Below are 22,396 nucleotides of genomic sequence, written 5' to 3' on the forward strand. Positions count from 1 at the left end.
ACTAATTTGTCGTGTGCTTTATTTGAAATATTGTCCAAATAAGAGCTTACAGCAGTTAAATCTTACTTGAATAAGTCGATTTAGCTGCTCTTTTTGTGCCTATTTTTCAGAAAAAGCCTAGTTTGTTACACAAATTTAATTTTTCTAAAAATTACAAAAAGCGACGAATGAGGTGAAGAGACAGCTCTTCACGTGATGCAAATCACACAATTGTAGTTAAAACCGGATAGGTGGTGAAAGTCATTTTACCAAGCTATCCTAGTATGGAAAAAGGAGCTAAAAACTTTGGCAGGACATGACGTTCAATACGGGAAACATCGGACCCGTCGTAGTTTTTCAAGAATCAAAGAGGTTCTTGATTTACCAAACTTGATTGAAATCCAGACAGACTCATTCAAAGATTTCTTGGATCATGGCTTGAAGGAAGTATTTGAAGATGTGCTTCCCATCTCAAACTTCACGGATACAATGGAATTGGAATTTGTGGGTTATGAAATCCGCGAACCTAAGTATTCGCTTGAAGAAGCGCGCATCCACGATGCCAGCTACTCAGCACCAATCTTTGTGACCTTCCGTTTGGTCAACAAAGAAACAGGTGAAATCAAGACCCAAGAAGTTTTCTTTGGTGATTTCCCAATCATGACTGAAATGGGAACTTTCATCATCAATGGTGGAGAACGGATTATCGTATCTCAGTTGGTCCGCTCACCAGGTGTCTACTTCAATGATAAGGTGGACAAGAATGGTAAGATTGGTTATGGATCTACTGTTATCCCTAACCGTGGAGCTTGGTTAGAGCTTGAAACCGACTCAAAAGACATCGCCTACACGCGCATCGACCGCACACGTAAAATTCCATTTACAACGCTTGTGCGTGCTCTTGGATTCTCAGGAGATGATGAAATCATCGATATCTTTGGGGACAGCGAATTGGTTCGCAATACTATCGAAAAAGATATCCACAAAAATCCAATGGATTCACGGACAGATGAAGCCCTCAAAGAAATCTACGAGCGTCTTCGTCCAGGTGAACCAAAAACAGCGGAAAGCTCACGTAGCTTGTTGGTAGCCCGTTTCTTTGATCCACGTCGTTATGACTTGGCACCAGTTGGTCGCTACAAGATCAACAAGAAACTCAATATCAAGAACCGCTTGTTGAATCAAACAATCGCAGAACCATTGGTGGATGCTGAAACAGGAGAAATCCTTGTAGAAGCTGGTACTGTCATGACGCGCGATGTCATCGACAGCATCTCAGAACAATTGGATAACGGTTTGAACAAAATCACCTACATTCCAAATGATGCTGCTGTTTTGACAGAACCAGTGGAATTGCAAAAATTCAAAGTTGTTGCTCCAACAGATCCAGACCGCGTTGTCACCATCATCGGAAATGCCAACCCATCTGACAAAGTACGGATTGTAACTCCAGCAGATATCTTGGCAGAAATGAGCTATTTCTTGAACCTGGCAGAAGGTATTGGTCGCGTGGATGATATCGACCACCTTGGAAACCGTCGGATTCGTGCCGTTGGTGAATTGCTTGCCAACCAAGTGCGTCTTGGACTTTCACGGATGGAACGAAACGTTCGCGAACGGATGTCTGTACAAGATAACGATGTCTTGACACCACAACAAATCATCAACATCCGTCCAGTAACTGCGGCAATTAAAGAATTCTTTGGTTCTTCACAGTTGTCACAGTTCATGGACCAACACAACCCACTTTCTGAGTTGTCTCACAAACGTCGTTTGTCTGCCTTAGGGCCTGGTGGTTTGACACGTGACCGTGCCGGATATGAAGTGCGTGACGTACACTATACCCACTATGGTCGTATGTGTCCAATCGAAACACCTGAAGGACCAAACATCGGTTTGATCAACAACTTGTCATCTTACGGACACTTGAACAAATATGGCTTCATCCAAACGCCATACCGTAAAGTGGACCGTGAAAAAGGTGTGGTGACCAACGAAATCGTTTGGTTGACAGCCGATGAAGAAGATGAGTACATCGTCGCTCAGGCCAACTCTAAGTTGAACGAAAAAGGTGGCTTTGCTGAGCCAATCGTTATGGGACGTCACCGTGGTAACAACCAAGAATTCCCATCTGATCAAGTCGACTACATGGACGTGTCTCCAAAACAAGTAGTTGCCGTTGCGACAGCATGTATTCCTTTCTTGGAAAACGATGACTCCAACCGTGCCCTCATGGGTGCAAACATGCAACGTCAGGCTGTGCCATTGATCGATCCAAAAGCCCCTTACGTGGGGACTGGTATGGAATACCAAGCAGCCCATGACTCAGGAGCTGCAGTCATTGCTCAACACGATGGTAAAGTTACTTATGCAGATGCAGATAAGGTAGAAGTTCGTCGGGAAGATGGATCTCTTGATGTTTACCATATCCAAAAATTCCGTCGTTCAAACTCAGGTACGGCTTACAACCAACGTACCCTTGTAAAAGTTGGCGATGTCGTTGAAAAAGGCGACTTTATCGCTGACGGTCCATCGATGGAAAAAGGGGAAATGGCCCTTGGTCAAAACCCAATCGTCGCTTACATGACTTGGGAAGGGTATAACTTCGAGGATGCCGTTATCATGAGCGAACGCTTGGTGAAAGAAGATGTCTACACATCTGTTCACTTGGAAGAATTCGAATCAGAAACACGCGATACCAAATTAGGCCCTGAAGAAATTACCCGTGAAATTCCAAACGTCGGTGAAGATGCTCTTCGTGACTTGGATGAAACAGGTATTATCCGTATTGGTGCAGAAGTAAAAGAAGGCGATATCCTTGTCGGTAAGGTAACACCGAAGGGTGAAAAAGACCTTTCTGCTGAAGAACGTCTCCTTCACGCGATCTTTGGAGATAAATCTCGTGAAGTGCGGGATACTTCTCTTCGTGTACCTCACGGTGGAGATGGAGTCGTTCGCGATGTTAAGATCTTTACGCGTGCAAACGGAGATGAATTGCAATCTGGTGTTAACATGTTGGTTCGTGTTTACATCGCACAAAAACGCAAGATCCGCGTCGGAGATAAGATGGCCGGTCGTCACGGAAACAAAGGGGTTGTGTCTCGTATTGTTCCAGTTGAAGATATGCCTTACCTTCCAGACGGTACACCAGTTGATATCATGTTGAACCCTCTTGGGGTGCCATCACGTATGAATATCGGTCAGGTTATGGAACTTCACCTTGGTATGGCGGCTCGTAACTTGGGTATCCACATCGCAACACCAGTCTTTGATGGAGCAAGCTCAGAAGACCTCTGGGATACTGTGAAAGAAGCTGGTATGGATAGCGATGCCAAGACGATTCTTTACGATGGACGTACAGGTGAGCCGTTTGACAACCGTGTTTCTGTCGGTGTCATGTACATGATCAAGCTTCACCACATGGTTGATGATAAACTCCATGCCCGTTCAGTCGGACCTTACTCAATGGTTACCCAACAACCACTCGGAGGAAAAGCTCAGTTTGGTGGACAACGTTTCGGGGAAATGGAAGTGTGGGCCCTTGAGGCTTATGGTGCATCAAATGTCCTTCAAGAAATCTTGACTTACAAGTCAGATGATGTCAACGGACGTTTGAAAGCTTATGAAGCGATTACCAAAGGTAAACCAATTCCAAAACCAGGTGTACCAGAATCCTTCCGCGTTCTTGTCAAAGAATTGCAATCTCTTGGTCTTGACATGCGTGTCTTGGACGAAGATGATCAAGAAGTGGAACTTCGTGACCTCGATGAAGGGGAAGACGATGATGTGATTCATGTGGATGACCTTGAAAAAGCACGTGAAAAAGCAGCCAAGGAAGCAAAAGCAGCCTTTGATGCTGAAGAATCAGAAAAATAATCAGTAAAAATGATTGTCTTGTAAGAAACCAATGCTTCTGACAGGATGATTCGATAACAAGATACAGACACAAGGAGGTGGCAAGAAAGTTTTCTTTCTTTCCCCACCTAAGCTGTATCCAAATGAAACAAGTATGAAAACAAGGAAAGGTAAGAAATAGTGGTTGATGTAAATCGTTTTAAAAGTATGCAAATCACCCTAGCTTCTCCAAGCAAGGTCCGTTCATGGTCTTATGGAGAGGTCAAGAAACCTGAAACAATCAACTACCGTACATTGAAACCAGAACGTGAAGGTCTCTTTGATGAAGTCATCTTTGGACCTACAAAAGACTGGGAATGTGCGTGTGGGAAATACAAACGGATCCGTTACAAAGGGATCGTTTGTGACCGCTGTGGGGTTGAAGTAACACGTGCGAAAGTTCGTCGTGAACGCATGGGGCACATCGAGTTGAAAGCTCCTGTATCACACATCTGGTACTTCAAAGGCATCCCTTCTCGTATGGGATTGACCTTAGATATGAGCCCTCGTGCCCTTGAAGAAGTCATTTACTTCGCAGCTTACGTGGTGATCGATCCAAAAGATACACCACTTGAGCACAAATCCATCATGACAGAACGTGAATACCGTGAACGCTTGCGTGAATACGGACCAGGTTCCTTTGTAGCTAAGATGGGTGCAGAAGCGATCCAAGACCTCTTGAAACAAGTGGATTTGGAAGCTGAAATTGCTCTCTTGAAAGAAGAATTGAAGACTGCAACTGGTCAAAAACGTGTGAAGGCTGTTCGTCGTTTGGATGTCTTGGATGCCTTCTACAAATCTGGTAACAAGCCAGAATGGATGGTTCTCAACATCCTTCCGGTTATTCCACCAGATCTTCGTCCGATGGTCCAATTGGATGGTGGCCGTTTTGCTGCCTCTGACTTGAACGACCTTTACCGTCGTGTGATCAACCGGAACAACCGTTTGGCACGTTTGCTTGAGTTGAATGCCCCTGGTATCATCGTGCAAAACGAAAAACGGATGCTCCAAGAAGCCGTTGATGCTTTGATCGATAACGGTCGTCGTGGTCGTCCGATCACAGGACCAGGTAGCCGTCCACTGAAATCATTGAGCCACATGCTCAAAGGGAAACAAGGACGCTTCCGTCAAAACTTGCTCGGTAAACGGGTTGACTTCTCAGGACGTTCCGTTATCGCCGTTGGTCCAACTCTTAAGATGTACCAATGTGGTGTGCCACGTGAAATGGCGATCGAGCTCTTCAAACCATTCGTCATGCGTGAAATCGTTGCGCGTGATATCGTGCAAAACGTTAAAGCTGCAAAACGCTTGGTCGAACGCGGAGATGAACGCATCTGGGATATCCTAGAAGAAGTGATCAAAGAACACCCAGTTCTCTTGAACCGCGCACCGACCCTTCACCGTTTGGGGATCCAAGCTTTTGAACCTGTCTTGATTGACGGGAAAGCCCTTCGCTTGCACCCACTTGTCTGTGAAGCCTACAATGCCGACTTTGACGGTGACCAAATGGCCATCCACGTACCGCTTTCAGAAGAAGCTCAAGCAGAAGCTCGTATCTTGATGTTGGCTGCTGAGCACATCTTGAATCCAAAAGACGGTAAACCAGTTGTTACCCCATCTCAGGATATGGTATTGGGGAACTACTACCTCACTATGGAAGAAGCTGGTCGTGAAGGAGAAGGCATGGTCTTCAAAGACCGTGATGAAGCGGTCATGGCTCTTCGCAATGGCTATGTTCACTTGCATACACGTGTCGGAATTGCGACAGATAGCTTGAACAAACCATGGACAGAAGCGCAACAACACAAGATTCTCTTGACAACTGTTGGTAAGATCCTCTTTAACGATATCATGCCTGCAGAGCTTCCATATCTTCAAGAGCCAAATAATGCCAACTTGACAGAAGGCGTTCCAGCTAAGTATTTCTTGGAGCCTGGTCAAGATGTCAAAGCAGCGATTGAGAAATTGGAATTAAACGTTCCATTCAAGAAGAAAAATCTTGGAAATATCATCGCAGAAATCTTCAAACGCTTCCGTACAACCGAAACATCTGCTTTCTTGGACCGCTTGAAAGACTTGGGTTACCATCACTCAACCCTTGCTGGTTTGACAGTGGGGATTGCCGATATTCCGGTCGTTGAAGATAAGGCAGAAATCATTGAAGAATCTCACAAACGTGTGGAACAAATCACCAAACAATTCCGTCGTGGTTTGATCACAGATGACGAACGCTACAATGCCGTTACAGCTGAATGGCGTGCAGCCCGTGAGAAATTGGAAAAACGCTTGGTAGATAACCAAGATCCGAAGAACCCAATCGTTATGATGATGGACTCTGGAGCCCGTGGTAACATCTCAAACTTCTCGCAACTTGCCGGTATGCGTGGTTTGATGGCCGCTCCAAACGGACGGATCATGGAATTGCCAATCCTGTCAAACTTCCGCGAAGGTTTGTCAGTACTCGAAATGTTCTTCTCAACTCACGGTGCCCGTAAAGGGATGACCGATACGGCCTTGAAGACAGCCGACTCAGGTTACTTGACTCGTCGTTTGGTTGACGTGGCCCAAGACGTCATTATCCGTGAAGACGACTGTGGAACAGACCGTGGACTTGTGATCCGTGCCATTACTGATGGTAAGGAAATGATCGAGCCACTCGAAGAACGTTTGACTGGTCGTTATACCAAGAAATCTGTTAAACACCCTGAAACAGGTGAAGTCATCGTTGGTCCAGATACCTTGATTTCAGAAGACCTAGCACGTGAAATTGTCAAAGCTGGTGTGGAAGAAGTCACTATCCGCTCTGTCTTTACATGTAACACCCGCCATGGTGTCTGCCGTCACTGTTATGGTATCAACTTGGCGACTGGTGATGCGGTTGAAGTGGGTGAAGCAGTTGGAACTATTGCTGCCCAATCTATCGGGGAACCTGGTACACAGTTGACCATGCGTACCTTCCACACGGGTGGGGTTGCCTCAAATACCGATATCACGCAAGGTCTTCCTCGTGTCCAAGAAATCTTTGAAGCCCGCAATCCAAAAGGGGAAGCGGTCATCACTGAGGTCAAAGGGGAAGTCACAGCGATCGAAGAAGATGCTTCTACACGCACCAAGAAAGTCTTTGTTAGCGGAGCAACTGGTGAGGGCGAATACGTTGTCCCTTACACTGCCCGCATGAAAGTCGAAGTGGGAGATCAAGTCTCTCGTGGTGATGCTCTGACAGAAGGGTCTATCCAACCAAAACGTCTCCTTGCCGTTCGTGATGTCTTGTCTGTTGAAACTTACCTTCTTGCAGAAGTACAAAAAGTATACCGTAGCCAAGGGGTAGAAATCGGCGACAAACACATCGAGGTAATGGTGCGTCAAATGATCCGTAAAGTACGTGTCATGGATCCAGGAGATACAGACCTTCTCATGGGTACTCTGATGGACATTACAGACTTTACAGATGCCAACAAGGACGTCCTTATTTCTGGTGGAGTTCCTGCGACAGCTCGTCCAGTCCTTATGGGAATTACCAAAGCCTCACTTGAAACCAACAGTTTCTTGTCTGCGGCTTCCTTCCAGGAAACAACTCGTGTTCTTACAGACGCAGCGATCCGTGGTAAGAAAGACCATCTCCTTGGACTTAAGGAAAATGTTATCATTGGTAAGATTATTCCTGCAGGTACAGGTATGGCTCGTTACCGTAACTTGGAACCACAAGCAGTCAATGAAGTCGAAATTATCGAAGAAGTGCCATTAACAGATGGAACAGTCGATGAAGTTCAAACAGCTGAAGTCGTAGAAGAATAAGAAAATAAGTCGGAACTACAAGTTCCGGCTTTTTTTTTGCAAAAATTATAAAAATTTATTATTTGAAAAATAATTGTATAATTATTGAATTATTTTTTTACCAAAAATATTAGCCCGGTAAAAGTCGTGCTGTAAATACTTACAATTAGTGATTATATGGATATGTATTCTAAACACCAAAATAATAAAATGACTAACTATTAGTAATTTCTTTATAAAACCCAAAATCGGTTTGACATTTAAAGTCATTGGCGGTAGAATGAAAAAAGATGTACACAATTTAAAAAAATGTTGAATTACATGCATGTCAACGGGAGAAGTTTATGGGAAAATTGAAAATTATGGTTGTGTTTGGGACGCGACCGGAGGCCATCAAGATGGCCCCTTTGGTGCTGGAGTTACAAAAACAAAAGGAGGTTATTGAGACCATCACAGTGGTCACTGCCCAGCACCGTCAAATGCTGGACCAGGTCTTAGAAACCTTTAACATCGTACCTGATTACGATTTGGATATTATGGGAAAAAGCCAGACCTTATTGGACATTACCTCTAAAATTCTGAATCAATTAGATCCAATTATCAAAAAAGAAAAGCCGGATATGGTGCTCGTCCATGGAGATACGACAACCACCTTTGCGACGAGTCTGGTTGCCTTTTACAATCAAGTCCGCATTGGTCACGTCGAAGCTGGTTTGAGAACCTTTGATAAATATTCACCGTATCCTGAAGAGATGAACCGTCAAATGACGGATGATTTAGCGGATCTGTATTTTGCGCCGACAGGCGAAAGTAAGGCCAATCTCTTAAAAGAAAATCATCCGGAATCCTCTATTGTAGTGACGGGAAATACTGCCATTGACGCGTTGAAACTCACGGTTCAAGAGGACTATCACCACGAAGTGTTAGATCAATTGGATCCAGATAAAAAAGTCATCCTGGTCACCATGCATCGAAGAGAAAATCAAGGCCAACCCATGCGAGCGGTCTTTGGAGCTCTGAGAGAAATGGTGGATCAAGAACCGACTATTGAAGTGGTTTACCCAGTGCATCTTAGTCCAGCGGTCCAAGAGGCGGCAAACGATCTATTAGGAGATCATGATCGGATCCACCTCATTGAGCCTCTAGATGTGCTAGATTTCCACAACTTAGCTTCGAGAAGTTACTTTATCATGTCGGATTCAGGTGGGGTGCAAGAGGAGGCGCCATCATTAGGGAAACCGGTATTGGTATTACGCGATACAACGGAACGCCCAGAAGGGGTCAAAGCGGGAACTTTGAAATTAGTTGGAACGGATCCTGCCGTCGTCAAAACGACGATGACAGAGCTCTTAACCAACGAAAGCCTGTATCTTCAAATGGCAAATGCCCGAAATCCTTATGGGGATGGAAAAGCTTCTGAGCGAATCGTACAAGCCATTAAACATTACTTTGGCCAGGGAGAGGTTGCTGAAGAATTTCATGAGGGAGAGAAAGAATAAATGAAAAAAACGGAAAAGTTAAGTAGATGGTTGCTGATTTTGATTGTTTTCGAAGTACTTCTTTTACTTTACTGCTTGTTTTTTGCAAGAGAGATTCTGATTGAAGAAGGATTGTTCTTTGTTTTAGGATTATTTTCTGCTATTGTTTTATCGGATTTATTGTTGACATGGACCATCCTGTTGTCATTTGCCCTTGGGATTGTCTTTTTAGTGGCGGGTGTCGTCTATATCCCATTTCATCAAGCCTTGCTCTTGCTCTTTAGTTTTCCGATCCTGATTGGAATCTTGACCCGAATTCGCTATCACCTCTTTAAAGAGATTGCAAAAGTGAAGGATCAAGAGCCAGAAGCTTACGCAGATTACCGCAACCGCATCGCTTCTTATGGCGGACAAACCAATGATACGATTCAGGCCTTACTCATTCACTGGTCGCACGAGGAATTGTTCTTCCAATTGCAACCGAGAGAGTACAATCGGACCTTGAACCAAATCAACTATTTGTTAACGCATCATCTGAAGCCAAATGAAAGCTTGTATTATGTATCAGACGGTAATTTCTTGATCTTATCTTCTGATAGCGAGCGGGATCTGAAGAGCGATTATATGACGGTCTTAAAACCACAGTTGGAAGGACTGGTGTTCCAAGGAGAAGATGGGGTTCAGGGCATCCAATTTCAGTCAGGATTTCTTGTAGTGGATCAATCCAATCGAACCAAATACCATCGCTATAAAGAAATGATTCGTTACTTAAAACGTCAACTTGAAACAGATATTATTGTGGAATATTAGGAGGAAAACATGTCTCTTACAAATATATTTTTTAATATAGCTGTAGGCATTAGTGTATTTTTTGCCTTGTGCTTTATTGTATTATTTGTAGCTTATACGGTGATTTACCGCCGTGTCAATAAAAACTTTAAGGCGGTGGACCATGATTAGTCAAATTGTGATGATTATTGCCTTGATTTCGATTTGGTTATCCTTAGCCTGGGGCTTAGTGATCCTCTTTTCAGCCGTTCATTTTTGGTTTAAACACAGTGATTTTCGTGTCAATACGGATCCGCTTCCTTATTATCCAAAAGTGACGATCGTTGTGCCCGCCCATAATGAGGATGTGGTCATTGCACAAACAGCCAAAGCGATCCTTGATATGAACTACCCACATGATCGTGTTGAATTACTGCTCTTTGCGGATAATTGTTCCGATCACACCTATGAGGAGTGTTTGACGGTTAAAGCATTGCCAGAGTATGCAGGACGTGATTTGACCATTATCAATCGAAGTGGGACAGGTGGGAAAGCCGGTGTGCTAAATGACGCTTTGGCGATGGCGACTGGAGACTACATCTGTGTCTATGATGCAGATGCCATGCCTGAAAAGAATGCTCTTTATTTTCTTGTCAAAGAAGTGCTCAAAGATCCAGAACGTCATGTGGCTTCTTTCGGCCGCAATAAAACGCGGAATGCCAATCAAAACTTCTTGACCCGCTGTATCAACCAAGAGATCGTTGTCACCCAACGGGTTCATCATGTGGGCATGTGGCATCTCTTTAAGATTGGACGGATTCCAGGAACTAACTTCATTATTCAAACCGAATTTGTCAAGAGTATCGGAGGATGGAAAAACGGTGCCTTGACTGAGGATACGGATATTTCCTTCAAGATTATGCAAAGTGGGAAGTTGATTGCGCTAGCCTATAATTCAGAAGCTTTCCAACAAGAGCCAGAGACTCTGAAGAGTTACTATATGCAACGGAAACGTTGGGCCAAAGGGAATTATGAAGTGGTTCTTTCCAACTTCAAGCATTTATTTGGTAAGGGAAATTGGCGCGTGAAGTTGGAAGTGACCAACTATTCCTGTGTCTTCTTCTGGTTTAATGCGGCCATCGTCTTATCGGACTTGATCTTTTTTGCCAATATTCTGGCTATGTGTATCCATACAGTGGTGCCAGGTGTGCAAATTCCATTTGCTTTTGATTCAGAAAATATCTACATTGCGCAATTGATGCTCTTCAATTGGATCTTGATGATTGGGCTATACCTGCTTCAGATTAATGTAGCGCTGGCTTCACAATTTGGTCAAGCCACTACCAAGCAAATTTGGTTGGCCTTGGCTGCCTATTTCACCTATTCTCAACTGTTTATCATTGTGTCGATTGATGCCATCTCTTCGATTGTGATGGATAAACTATTGCACCGGAAAGAAACCAAATGGGTTAAAACAAAACGATTCGCAGGATAGGAGAGATTATGAATACGAAAAAGATGAGATATGTATGGTTTCTAGTCATCCTTTGCATTTTCTGTTTGACCTTGTTTTTAGCGAGAACGAGAAGTAAAGTGGAGATGCGAAATCGAATTTATCGTCAGTGGAATGAGCATTTTGTTGTTTCAAAAGGGAAAGAATCCTATGTTCGAACCACCAATGATAGCAATCAAACGGTAGTGTTATCCGAGGCGCAAAGTTATGGAATGCTCATTACTGTTGCAGCTGCCGAAAAAGGACAAGCCCAACAAGCAGACTTTGACCGACTCTATCACTATTATCTAAATCATCGCTTAGAAGGTACCCAATTGATGTCTTGGAAACAAACCATCAGCAATGGAAAAGCAAAGGATGAGGACCATAACGCCACAGATGGAGATCTCTATATTGCCTATGCTCTTCTAAAAGCTGCTCAGCAATGGCCAAAGCAAGCCAAAGACTACCAGGCTCAAGCCAAAGCGATTTTAGAAGATATTCTCGCACACAACTACAATGAAGAAACCGGTGTGTTAACGGTGGGAAATTGGGCCAATCAGGATTCGGAATTCTATCATTTGATGCGGACGTCTGATACACTGCCAGCGCAATTCCAGATCTTTTATGAAGTGACAAAAGATTCGAAGTGGTTGGACATCAAAGAAAAGATGTTGCAGCAACTCCAAACGATCAGCTCCCAAACAAAAACAGGTTTACTACCTGATTTCATCTGGGTAGATGAGCAAGGGACTCGCGTAGCGGATCCCAAGACGATTGAATCCAAGTATGATGGAGCCTACTCGTATAATGCTTGTCGCCTTCCATATAACCTTGTTCAAAGTAAGGATGCAACCAGTCAAAAATTGGTGAAAAAGATGTTAAACTTTTTCAAGAGTCAAAGAAACCTGTACGCGGGTTATGACTTGAAAGGAAAAGCCTTGAACAATCATCAGGCAGCAAGTTTTTTGGCACCGATTGTCTATGCCTCTGAACATGAAAAAGGCTATTTGAAGTTGGTGCAACAGAACAAGTATATCTTTACACAAGATCTACCTCTGAACAACTATTACGATGCAACCATGACAACCATGATTGCACTTGAATTGTTCTAAATACTTGAGAAGAGAGAGTTCCCCAAGATGGCTCGCCATTTTGTTGGGATTCTCTTCTTTTGATTCTCGAAAAAAGGACCCAATAGCAATTAGGCAGTCTATTTTCGAAAAATAATGGTGAAAATTGCCTGGAAACTACCTGAAAATTATGCTCTGAGCAGAAAACTTTTATTCTCAAAGGATTTTCTATATAATAGAGGATACAAAGGATGGAAGAGTTTATGTATCGAGTGATTGAAATGTATGGGGACTGTGAACCCTGGTGGTTTTTAGAAGGTTGGGAAGAAGATATCGTCAGTAGTCAGAAGTTTGAAGACTATTACCAGGCTTTGAAATACTACAAGCAGAAATGGTTAGAGTTGAATGCACACTTTCCAAGTTATAAGAGTCGGAGTGATCTCATGACGATCTTTTGGGATACCAACGAGCAAGAGTGGTGTGAGGACTGCAGTGATGATGTGCAGTTTTTCCACTCGATTGTTCTGCTAGAAGACGACCACAAGATCCCTAAAAGCAAGCTCCGTCCAGGTTACGAAAAGGAAAAAGGAAGTCGCAAACATCGTTCTTGTCAATATACACTCGATTCAAAAAAGGGGACAACCCTGTCATAAGAGATATTTAGAAGATTTTTTAGAGCTATCTAGAAAGTCTTCTTTTTTTGTCTTCTTTTTCGAATAGTATAAGTGAGAGGAGGAACTATGGTTCAAGAAATTGCAAAAAAATTGATCCGTATGGGAAAAAAAGAAGAAGCCCAGGATCTCTACTTTATTCCTCGGAGAGAGGAGTACCAGGTTTTTATGAGGGTTGGAGATGAGAGGCGCTTTGTACAATCCTTCCCTTTTGAGGAGATGACAGCTATGATCAGCCACTTTAAGTTCGTGGCAGGCATGAATGTGGGAGAAAAAAGGCGGAGCCAGCTAGGGTCGTGTGATTACCCACTGGAGGATGGGCTGGTATCGATTCGCTTGTCGACGGTGGGGGATTATCGTGGCTATGAAAGCTTGGTTATTCGGCTCTTGCATGATGAGGAACGCGAATTGCGTTTTTGGTTTGATCAACTACCTGAGTTGAAGAAGAAATTAGCTGGTCGTGGGCTCTATCTCTTTGCGGGCCCTGTTGGTTCGGGAAAGACCACTCTCATGCATGCTTTGGCGCAAGAGCGCTTTGCGGACCAGCAAGTCATGTCTATTGAGGATCCTGTCGAGATCAAGCAGGATAATATGTTACAGCTTCAGCTGAACGACCAGATCGGCATGACCTATGATAACCTGATCAAACTCTCCTTACGTCATCGGCCGGACCTTCTCATCATTGGGGAAATCCGAGATAAGGAAACAGCTCGTGCAGTCGTACGAGCTAGTTTGACAGGGGTCACAGTCTTCTCTACTATTCATGCCAAGAGCGTTCGAGGTGTTTATGAGAGGCTTTTAGAGCTTGGAGTGAGTGAGGAAGAGCTCAAGATTGTTTTACAAGGTATTTGCTACCAACGATTAATTGCAGGAGGAGGTGTGGTCGATTTTGCGACGGAAAACTACCAAGAGCACTCAGCCAGCCGCTGGAACCAACAAATGGATCTCTTGGCTCAATCGGGATATATCCAGCTGGCTCAGGCACAAGCCGAAAAAATTATCTACCACTAAACAAAAGCAAATCATTGAATTGTTTTTGAATCTTTATTCGAGTGGTTTTCATCTGTCTGAGATCGTCGATTTTCTGGGGCGTTCCCACCTAGTGGAGAGTCGTTTGGTTTCGCAGATGCGAGAGGACCTTTCTCGGGGGCGGAGTTTTTCAGAGATGATGACGGGGATCGGTTTTTCAGATGCGGTCACGACGCAGCTGTCTCTCGCTGAGCTCCATGGAAATCTTGCATTGAGCTTGGAGAAAATTAGTGCTTATCTGGAGAATATGCGCAAGGTCAAGAAAAAGTTGATCGAAGTTAGCACTTATCCTCTTATCTTACTTGGGTTTTTAGTTTTGATTATGCTAGGCCTGCGCAATTATTTGCTCCCTCAAATGGATGCACAAAATATTGGTACGCAGTTGATCAGTTCCTTTCCCCAACTCTTTTTGGCACTCGTAGCGGGAATAGTGGCCCTCTTCTTATTCAGCTTTCTCTATTATCGAAAATCTAGCAAGATCAAAGTTTTTAGAAGCTTGTCCCATCTTCCTTTCGGGAAAGGCATGATTCAAGCTTATTTGACAGCCTATTATGCCAGAGAATGGGGCAATCTGATTGGACAAGGATTGGAGCTGTCTCAGATTTTTACTATGATGCAGAAGCAAAAATCCCAGCTTTTCCAAGAGATTGGAAGAGACTTAGCTCTTTCTTTAGACCGCGGTCAATCCTTTTCAGAGACGGTCGGGGGATATTCTTTTTTCAAAAAAGAATTGCCGCTCATGATTGAATATGGCGAGGTCAAATCAAAGCTTGGAAGTGAGCTAGAGATCTACGCTGAAAAAACATGGGAAGATTTCTTTCGTCGGGTCCACAAGGCCATGAATGTGATACAACCCTTGGTCTTTGTCTTTGTGGCTCTTGTGATTGTCTTACTTTACGCAGCCATGTTGCTGCCGATTTATCAAAATATGGAGGTTCATTTATGAAAAAATTAAAAACATATAAGGTAAAAGCTTTTACGCTTATTGAAATGTTGGTGGTCTTATTGATCATCAGTGTACTCCTATTGCTCTTTGTGCCGAATTTGACCAAGCAAAAAGACTCTGTGAAAGAGACAGGCAATGCAGCCGTTGTCAAGGTGGTCGAAAGCCAGGCTGAATTGTATGAGCTCAATCATACCAATGACCAAGCCACTCTAGCCAAACTGATTGCTGATGGAAATATTACCAACAAACAAGCAGAATCCTACCGTGCTTATTATGCAAAAAATAGTGGAGAAACACGTGCGGTTGCAGATTAAGGCCTTCACCTTGGTGGAGACCCTTCTGACTTTGATGATCGTCAGCTTTATCTATCTAGGCTTATCGGGATCGATCAAGACGAGTTTTCAGCAGGTGGAGGAAAAAGTATTTTTTGCAGAGTTTGAACACCTCTATCAAGAAAGCCAGAAGATAGCACTGGCAAGGCAGACGGAATTGGATGTTGAAGTGAGTGCAAGGAAGATTCAAACGCCTTACCAGACGGTGGAAATTCCTAATTCTGTCATTTTGCAAGATCCTAAAACCATTCGTTTAGACCGAGCAGGTGGCAATTCATCCCTGGCTAATGTTCACTTTCAGACACAGAGAGGAGTGGTGACCTATCAGCTTTCGCTTGGAAATGGAAAAATTAAAAAGAGCATCCGTTCCCGCTAGTATTCTCATAGAATCCCTAGTAGCTTTGAGTTTATTTGCCATGATTACGACCCTATTATTAGGGGAGATCCGTCGTTCGCGCAAGGAGCGACTAGCGGATTTCAATGAGGTAGAGGTCTTATCTGTCGCTCAAATGGCGCTTCAGACAGGGCAAAATCATCTGGAGGCTAATGGCATTCAGGTTCATGTTGACAAAGATGCCGATCAACTCACGGTCTATCATCAAGGAAAGGTGGTACTGCATGTGGAATAAAGGAAGGGTTAAGGCCTTTACCTTGCTCGAGGCCTTGGTCGCTCTCTTAGTGCTCAGTGGGGGTGTGTTGGTTTTTCAAGGATTGACCAAACTCCTGCATGCTGAATTGGACTACCAAGCGCATCAAAAGCAGGAAGAATGGATCTTATTTCAGCAACAAATGCAGGTGGAATTGGACCGGAGTCATTTTGAAAAAGTGGAGAACAACCATATCTACTTGATTCAGGATCAAAAACCAATTGCGATTGGCCAGTCTAAAGGAGATGATATTCGAAAAACAGATGCTAAGGGCAGGGGCTATCAGCCTATGATTTCAGGTGTTCACTCTAGTCAGATTTGGCAGGAGGGAGAGTTGATTCATCTGCGTTTGAATTTTGAAGAAGGTCTAGAAAGGGAGTATGTCTACCATGTGGTACCAGCGATGCAAAATGAAAAAAGTTAAGGCTGGTGTCTTGCTCTACGCCCTTTTGATGGCAGCGATTTTCAGTCTCTTGCTTCAGTTTTATCTTCACCGTCAGGTCGCGGAAAAACGGATCTTAAAGACGAGTCAAGATCGACTTCGGGCCTATGCTTTGGTACAATTGGCTCTTGAAAAAGGAAAGGGTGATGAGAAGGCATCAGAGATTCACTTAAAGTCTGGAGTTGTTCAGCTACAGCAGGATCCTGCTTTTCTTCATGCCCAGGCTAAGATGGATGGAGAAAGCTATGAGTTTGTTCTTCCTGTAAGGGAAGAAAAAGAAAGTAGAAAGAGCAAAAAAGAAAAGAAGAAGACACAGAAAGATAAAGAGCAGATAGGGAGCGAAAAGCCTTCTGAAGAGACGCCAAAAGAGACGAAGGAGCCATCAGAAAATAGCGAAAAAGACTAATTTTTGGTATGATAGGGTGCGGAGGAAATCATGAATTTCGAAAAAATTGAACAAGCCTATACCTATCTATTGGAAAACACTCAAAGTATTCAAAATGAATTGTCGACCAACTTTTATGACGCCTTAATTGAACAGAATGCCATGTATTTAGAGGGCAAGACAGATCTAGACATTGTCAAAAATAATAGCCAAAAATTAAAAGAACTAGGTTTAAGTAAGGAAGAATGGCGCAGAGCCTACCAGTTCCTTTTTATGAAAGCTGCTCAAACAGAGCCTTTGCAAGCAAATCACCAGTTCACCCCAGATGCGATTGGTTTTATCATTACATTTTTGATCGATCAGTTGGCCAAAAGCGACCAACTGGATGTCTTAGAAGTGGGAAGTGGGACCGGAAATCTCGCTGAGACTATTGTCAACAATAGCCGTCTCAAGATTGATTACTTAGGATTGGAAGTGGACGATCTCTTGATTGACCTATCTGCTAGTATCGCAGATGTGATGGAGTCTAGTGTTGTCTTTGCACAAGGAGACGCGGTTCGTCCACAAGTTTTGAAAGAAAGTGACTTGATCATCAGCGATCTTCCGATTGGTTATTATCCAGATGATGCGATTGCACAGCGCTATCAGGTAGCGAGCTCCGAAGGGCATACTTATGCCCATCACCTTATGATGGAACAGGCGCTGAAATACTTGAAACCTCAAGGAGTGGCTATCTTTTTAGCTCCCAACAACCTCTTGACGAGTCCTCAGAGTGATCTTTTAAAAGCTTGGTTGAAAGACAAGGCTCAAATCCTGGCCATGCTGATCTTGCCAGAGTCTCTTTTTTCAAATCCAGCCTATGCTAAGACGATTTTCGTCCTACGAAAACAAGAAGAAGAGTCTGTTCAGCCCTTTGTCTATCCGTTTACCGATCTCCAGGATCAAGACCAGGTGGTTCACTTCATGGAAAGTTTCCAAAACTGGTTAAAGGATAGTGAAATTTGATCAAAGATCTGATATAATAGAGGAAGTGAAAACGCTTAATGAGGTGAATATATGTCGAAAACAATTTCTATTAATGCAGGAAGCTCTAGTTTGAAATGGCAATTGTACCAAATGCCAGAAGAAACTGTTCTTGCAAAAGGGTTGATTGAACGGATCGGTTTGAAGGATTCTATTTCAACTGTTAAATTTGATGGACGCTCTGAAAAACAAGTATTAGATATCCAGGACCATACACAAGCTGTAAAAATTTTGTTGGATGATTTGATTCGCTTTGATATTATCAAATCCTACGATGAGATTACAGGTGTGGGGCACCGCGTCGTTGCTGGTGGAGAATACTTCAATGATTCTGCCTTGGTAGATGACGAAGTCCTTCGAAAAGTAGAAGAATTGTCTTTGTTGGCACCTCTTCATAATCCTGCAAATGCAGCTGGGATTCGGGCTTTTAGAGAGATTTGTCCAGATATTACCAGTGTTGTAGTATTTGATACTTCTTTCCATACAACCATGCCAGAAAAAGCTTATCGTTACCCTCTTCCAACCAAATATTACACAGAAAATAAGGTCCGGAAGTATGGCGCTCATGGAACCAGTCACCAGTATGTAGCTGGTGAAGCTGCTAAACTTCTTGGAAAACCGTTAGAAGAATTGAAATTGATCACTTGCCATGTCGGAAATGGGGTATCTGTTACAGCGGTTGATAAGGGAATTTCTGTCGATACATCGATGGGCTTCACGCCTCTAGGTGGCGTCATGATGGGAACGCGGACAGGGGATCTCGATCCAGCGATTATTCCTTACTTGATGGAACATACAGAGGATTTCAATAAGCCTGAAGACATCAGCCGCATCTTCAATCGTGAATCAGGTCTTCTGGGTGTTTCTGAATCTTCTAGCGACATGCGGGATATTCATACAGCGATGCACAATGGAGACGAAAAAGCCAAATTGGCTTACGATATCTTTATCGATCGTTTGCAAAAATACATTGGTCAATACTTAGCTGTCTTGAATGGTGCAGATGCCATCATTTTTACAGCAGGGATCGGTGAAAATGCAGTAAACGTTCGTTCTTCTATTATCAATGGGATCAGCTGGTTTGGATGCAAGGTCGACCCTGAAAAGAACGTCTTTGGAGTTGTCGGAGATATTTCCACAGACGATTCCCGTGTGAAGGTATTGGTTATTCCAACTGATGAAGAGTTGGTGATTGCGCGTGACGTTGAACGTTTCAAAAATCAGTAAACTGAAATAAAGTGAGAAGGCTAGAGGCGAAAGCCCCAGTCTTCTTATTTTATACGAGAAAGAGGTTGTCCATTGAAAAAAATACAGTCTTTTGTTCGAGAGCACCCATTATGTAAGAATGCTCTCTGGCTCCTGCTTTTTGTGCCCTTATTCTTTCTCTCCCAATTTCCCCTCATCACCATGGTTTATTCCCTTCAAGAAGGAGTGAATGCGGAGTCGGTTACTGTTTTTACAGCCTTAGCTACAGTGGTGGTGCTCTTTGCTTTTTATAGAATCATCAAGATGAGCCCTCTGGAGAACATAGATGTTCGGGTGATTACCTGGCCGGCTCTAGGGAGAAATTTTCTTTTTCTTCTCTTATTGATGGCTAATAACCTGCTCGCCTATCCCTTGTTGAAACAAGAGGCAGGTGGTACGACGGCAAATCAAGCAGCTCTAAATGAACTGCAATCTCATGCTCCTTTTCTTGCTATGGGAATGGTCGTGATCCTTGTCGCTCCGATTCTAGAAGAGCTGCTCTGTCGGGCCATCATCCCTCGTTTGATCTTTCGAGGAGCAGAACCGATCGGTTACCTAGCTGGTGCTCTCTTTTTTACTTACTTACATGGACCGAGTACCTTGGGGGAATGGGTAGCATACGGAGGTATGTCCTTGATCTTAACTTGGGTGGCTTATCGCTACAAGCGGATCGAGTATAGCATCTGTCTCCATATGACCTTGAATGCGCTAGCTTATTATTATCCGGCTGTACTCCTCCTTTGTTTATTGCCGGTATCGAGAGTTTTCTTCCATGATAAATTATGATAAAATGGTAGGTACCAATGAGTTTTGATGCAGAATCTTCGTACAGAAGGTCAGAAAAAATAAGCAATCCGTATGGAGAATGAACTCAGAGGTTTAGAACATTTGTTCTAGCCTCTTTTGTTCGCAATCATGCTGTAGGAAGGGAATCAAAGGAGGACGAAAATGATTGATAATAAATGGCTGAGTGGCCAAGGGACCCTTCTTTGTGGGATCTTAAATGTCACTCCGGATTCATTTTCTGATGGCGGTAAGTATACGAGTGTGGATGCAGCCTTGCAGCAGGCGAGAAAACTGATCCAAGAAGGAGCTCAGATCCTGGATATCGGAGGAGAATCAACCAGACCTGGTAGTCATTATGTGGAGATTCAAGAAGAGATTGACCGCGTAGTTCCGGTGATTGAAGCCATTCGGAAAGAAAGTGATGTCTTGATTTCAGTGGATACCTGGAAGTCCCAGGTGGCGGCGGCAGCGCTGGAAGCTGGAGCCGATATTGTCAATGATATTACTGGTTTTCTTGGAGATTCTAAGATGGCTACTGTGGTTGCAGAGTATGAAGCCAGCGCAGTGCTCATGTTTAATCCAGTGATGGCAAGACCGCATCATCCAAGTTCCACTATTTTTCCAACTTTTGGTTTTGAACCAGCTTTTACAGAAGCAGAGCTTCAAACAATGGCTCAAGAACCGATTCAAGACGTGATGTGGACCTTCTTTGACCGCTCGCTTGCGGTCGCAAAAGAAGCTGGTGTTCAGATGGATCGTATCATGCTAGACCCTGGGATCGGCTTTGGTTTGACCAAGCGCGAGAACTTACTCTTGTTGCAAGAGCTTGAAACCATCCACCAAAAAGGTTATCCGATCTTTCTAGGGGTCTCCCGCAAACGTTTTGTGGTCAATATTATTGAAGAAGCCGGATTTGAGACAGATCCTGCAACGGAGACTGGTTTTTGGAATCGGGACCTGGCTTCGAGCCATTTGACGAGTATTGCAGCTAGTCAAGGAGTCGAAGTGGTGCGGGTGCATGATATTCCCCTACACAAGATGGCAGCCAGTCTGGGCCAAGCCATTTTCCAAGCCCAAGCGGCAGCAGATACTAATTTAAAACAATACAAGTAAATGAAGACAAAAGAACATCAGTTGGATCTTCGTTGGCTAGAAGCCTATCGTTCGCAGGATCCACATTTTGGCTTGGAGCGCATGGAAGCTCTCTTGGCGTTGAGAGGAAATCCTCACCTAGACTGTCGGGTCATTCATGTTGCGGGGACCAATGGCAAGGGCTCTACCATTGCTACCTTGTCCCAACTTTTGAGGCAGGCAGGTTTACGCGTTGGAGTCTTTACCTCTCCTTATCTGATCCATTACAATGACCAGATCACCATTAATGGCGAAGCTATTTCCGATCAAGACCTGCAAACCTATCTGGATAGCTACCAACAGCTCTTGGAAGCTGAAGAATCAAGAGACATCTTTCAAGGTTTGACGGAATTTGAAGTGATGACGGCGATCGCCTATGATTATTTTGCTAATGAGGAGCTGGATTATGTGATTATGGAAGTCGGTATGGGGGGACGACTAGACAGTACCAACGTCTGCCAGCCCGTTCTGACTGCGATCACATCGATTGGCTTGGACCATGTTGCTCTTCTTGGGCCAGATCTGGCTTCCATTGCCCGTGAAAAGGCAGGTATCATTAAGCCAGGAATTCCTCTGGTTCTAGGGAAATTAGAAGCAGAAGCCAGCCAAGTCATTGAAGGCATTGCGATTCAAGAGCAGGCACCGATAACAGCCTATGACAGAGATTACCAAGTTGAGCTAGAAGCCTCTTGTCTATCGGGCCAATCCTTTTCTTATCACAGTTCCAAAAGAGAAAAGACTCCCTATCAAGTAGCGCTCTTAGGTCATCACCAGGCTAGAAATGCAGCTCTTGCTATCAGTATCTGTGATGTACTTTTTGAAAGAGAAGGGCGTGAACTCTTATCAAAAGAGTTGGTAGATAAGGCTTTGCGTCAGGTTGTCTGGCCTGGTCGGATGGAAGTGGTCTCGCAAAATCCCATGATCTTGCTAGATGGGGCCCATAACCCCCATGCCGTTGCGCCTTTGATCGCAAGTCTTCGAGAACTGTTCCCGAGTCAAAAAAAGACCATTCTTTTTACCTGCATCCGGACCAAAGCCTTAGAAGAGATGCTCATTCAGTGGCAGGAACTAGAAAATAGTCGCTTGATCCTTACGACCTTTGAAGATCCAAGAGCTTGTTCTCAAGAAGAGATAAGAGCTGCTGCGACAAAGCATCAGCTTGAGGAAGTCAACTGGCAAGAGTTTCTACAAAACTGGCAAGCTGAAGGCGATGAGCTCCTCATTGTAACGGGGTCGCTCTACTTCCTTAGCCAAGTACGACCTTATTTATTAAAAACAGAAAAATCCAACTAGGAGATGAT

Annotated in this window: 20 protein-coding genes; all 20 read left to right on the plus strand. The window is 43.8% G+C overall.

The genetic code is table 11. The annotated features are described in order from the left end of the window. The first annotated feature begins 285 nt into the window (after positions 1 to 285). The 20 genes from rpoB (at position 286) to ACESR9_RS03610 (ending at position 22,388) form a co-directional block, all read left to right on the plus strand. Entirely contained in the window at positions 286 to 3,855 is a 3,570-nt protein-coding gene (gene rpoB / locus ACESR9_RS03515; RefSeq protein WP_070505319.1) for a DNA-directed RNA polymerase subunit beta, read from the plus strand. A gap of 159 nt (positions 3,856 to 4,014) precedes the next feature. Continuing rightward, a complete protein-coding gene (rpoC, locus tag ACESR9_RS03520) occupies positions 4,015 to 7,668 on the plus strand; it encodes a DNA-directed RNA polymerase subunit beta' (RefSeq protein WP_023919658.1) in 3,654 nt (1,217 codons plus the stop codon). 323 nt (positions 7,669 to 7,991) lie between these two features. Then, positions 7,992 to 9,146: a non-hydrolyzing UDP-N-acetylglucosamine 2-epimerase gene (gene wecB, locus ACESR9_RS03525; protein ID WP_023919657.1), complete on the plus strand. Its 1,155-nt coding sequence runs from the start codon at positions 7,992 to 7,994 to the stop codon at positions 9,144 to 9,146. Continuing rightward, a complete protein-coding gene (locus tag ACESR9_RS03530) occupies positions 9,147 to 9,935 on the plus strand; it encodes an MMPL family transporter (RefSeq protein ID WP_023919656.1) in 789 nt (262 codons plus the stop codon). Between the two features lie 9 nt (positions 9,936 to 9,944). Then, positions 9,945 to 10,085 (plus strand): hypothetical protein, encoded by a 141-nt coding sequence (locus ACESR9_RS03535; protein ID WP_003004308.1) that lies wholly within the window; start codon positions 9,945 to 9,947, stop codon positions 10,083 to 10,085. Beyond that, positions 10,078 to 11,388, plus strand: a complete 1,311-nt coding sequence (locus ACESR9_RS03540) for a glycosyltransferase family 2 protein (RefSeq protein ID WP_155200262.1) — start codon at positions 10,078 to 10,080, stop codon at positions 11,386 to 11,388. Before ACESR9_RS03535 ends, ACESR9_RS03540 begins: the two co-directional genes overlap by 8 nt. Positions 11,389 to 11,396: 8 nt before the next feature. Further along, positions 11,397 to 12,500, plus strand: coding sequence for a family 8 glycosyl hydrolase (locus ACESR9_RS03545; protein ID WP_049475202.1), 1,104 nt, complete (start codon positions 11,397 to 11,399; stop codon positions 12,498 to 12,500). Positions 12,501 to 12,721: 221 nt separating this feature from the next. Continuing rightward, positions 12,722 to 13,111, plus strand: a complete 390-nt coding sequence (locus ACESR9_RS03550; protein WP_373105734.1) for a DUF1033 family protein — start codon at positions 12,722 to 12,724, stop codon at positions 13,109 to 13,111. 87 nt (positions 13,112 to 13,198) lie between these two features. Next, positions 13,199 to 14,140, plus strand: a complete 942-nt coding sequence (gene comGA, locus ACESR9_RS03555; RefSeq protein ID WP_373105593.1) for a competence type IV pilus ATPase ComGA — start codon at positions 13,199 to 13,201, stop codon at positions 14,138 to 14,140. After that, a complete protein-coding gene (gene comGB / locus ACESR9_RS03560) occupies positions 14,073 to 15,104 on the plus strand; it encodes a competence type IV pilus assembly protein ComGB (RefSeq protein WP_373105736.1) in 1,032 nt (343 codons plus the stop codon). The genes comGA and comGB overlap by 68 nt, the downstream gene beginning before the upstream one ends. Next, positions 15,101 to 15,418 carry a competence type IV pilus major pilin ComGC gene (gene comGC, locus ACESR9_RS03565; RefSeq protein ID WP_101770912.1) on the plus strand — a complete coding sequence of 106 codons (318 nt, stop codon included), beginning with the start codon at positions 15,101 to 15,103 and terminating at the stop codon, positions 15,416 to 15,418. The genes comGB and comGC overlap by 4 nt, the downstream gene beginning before the upstream one ends. Next, a complete protein-coding gene (gene comGD / locus ACESR9_RS03570) occupies positions 15,408 to 15,812 on the plus strand; it encodes a competence type IV pilus minor pilin ComGD (protein ID WP_368397576.1) in 405 nt (134 codons plus the stop codon). The genes comGC and comGD overlap by 11 nt, the downstream gene beginning before the upstream one ends. Continuing rightward, positions 15,778 to 16,065 carry a competence type IV pilus minor pilin ComGE gene (comGE, locus tag ACESR9_RS03575; protein ID WP_368397543.1) on the plus strand — a complete coding sequence of 96 codons (288 nt, stop codon included), beginning with the start codon at positions 15,778 to 15,780 and terminating at the stop codon, positions 16,063 to 16,065. Before comGD ends, comGE begins: the two co-directional genes overlap by 35 nt. Beyond that, positions 16,055 to 16,507, plus strand: a complete 453-nt coding sequence (comGF, locus tag ACESR9_RS03580; protein ID WP_049513861.1) for a competence type IV pilus minor pilin ComGF — start codon at positions 16,055 to 16,057, stop codon at positions 16,505 to 16,507. The genes comGE and comGF overlap by 11 nt, the downstream gene beginning before the upstream one ends. After that, on the plus strand, positions 16,473 to 16,931 hold the full coding sequence (comGG, locus tag ACESR9_RS03585) for a competence type IV pilus minor pilin ComGG (protein WP_444465322.1): 459 nt from the start codon (positions 16,473 to 16,475) through the stop codon (positions 16,929 to 16,931). The genes comGF and comGG overlap by 35 nt, the downstream gene beginning before the upstream one ends. Before the next feature lie 30 nt (positions 16,932 to 16,961). Further along, positions 16,962 to 17,915, plus strand: coding sequence for a class I SAM-dependent methyltransferase (locus tag ACESR9_RS03590; protein WP_373105599.1), 954 nt, complete (start codon positions 16,962 to 16,964; stop codon positions 17,913 to 17,915). A gap of 51 nt (positions 17,916 to 17,966) precedes the next feature. Beyond that, a complete protein-coding gene (locus ACESR9_RS03595; RefSeq protein ID WP_373105600.1) occupies positions 17,967 to 19,160 on the plus strand; it encodes an acetate kinase in 1,194 nt (397 codons plus the stop codon). 72 nt (positions 19,161 to 19,232) lie between these two features. Then, positions 19,233 to 19,964, plus strand: a complete 732-nt coding sequence (locus ACESR9_RS03600; protein WP_373105601.1) for a CPBP family intramembrane glutamic endopeptidase — start codon at positions 19,233 to 19,235, stop codon at positions 19,962 to 19,964. Positions 19,965 to 20,126: 162 nt separating this feature from the next. Beyond that, positions 20,127 to 21,077: a dihydropteroate synthase gene (gene folP / locus ACESR9_RS03605; RefSeq protein ID WP_373105604.1), complete on the plus strand. Its 951-nt coding sequence runs from the start codon at positions 20,127 to 20,129 to the stop codon at positions 21,075 to 21,077. Next, the gene (locus ACESR9_RS03610) at positions 21,078 to 22,388 is read left to right on the plus strand and encodes a bifunctional folylpolyglutamate synthase/dihydrofolate synthase (RefSeq protein ID WP_373105606.1); all 1,311 of its coding nucleotides are present in this window, start codon (positions 21,078 to 21,080) and stop codon (positions 22,386 to 22,388) included. Positions 22,389 to 22,396: the final 8 nt, after the last annotated feature.

It is taken from the genome of Streptococcus parasanguinis, assembly GCF_964238605.1.
In the GTDB taxonomy this organism is placed as follows: Bacteria; Bacillota; Bacilli; order Lactobacillales; family Streptococcaceae; genus Streptococcus; species Streptococcus parasanguinis_AJ.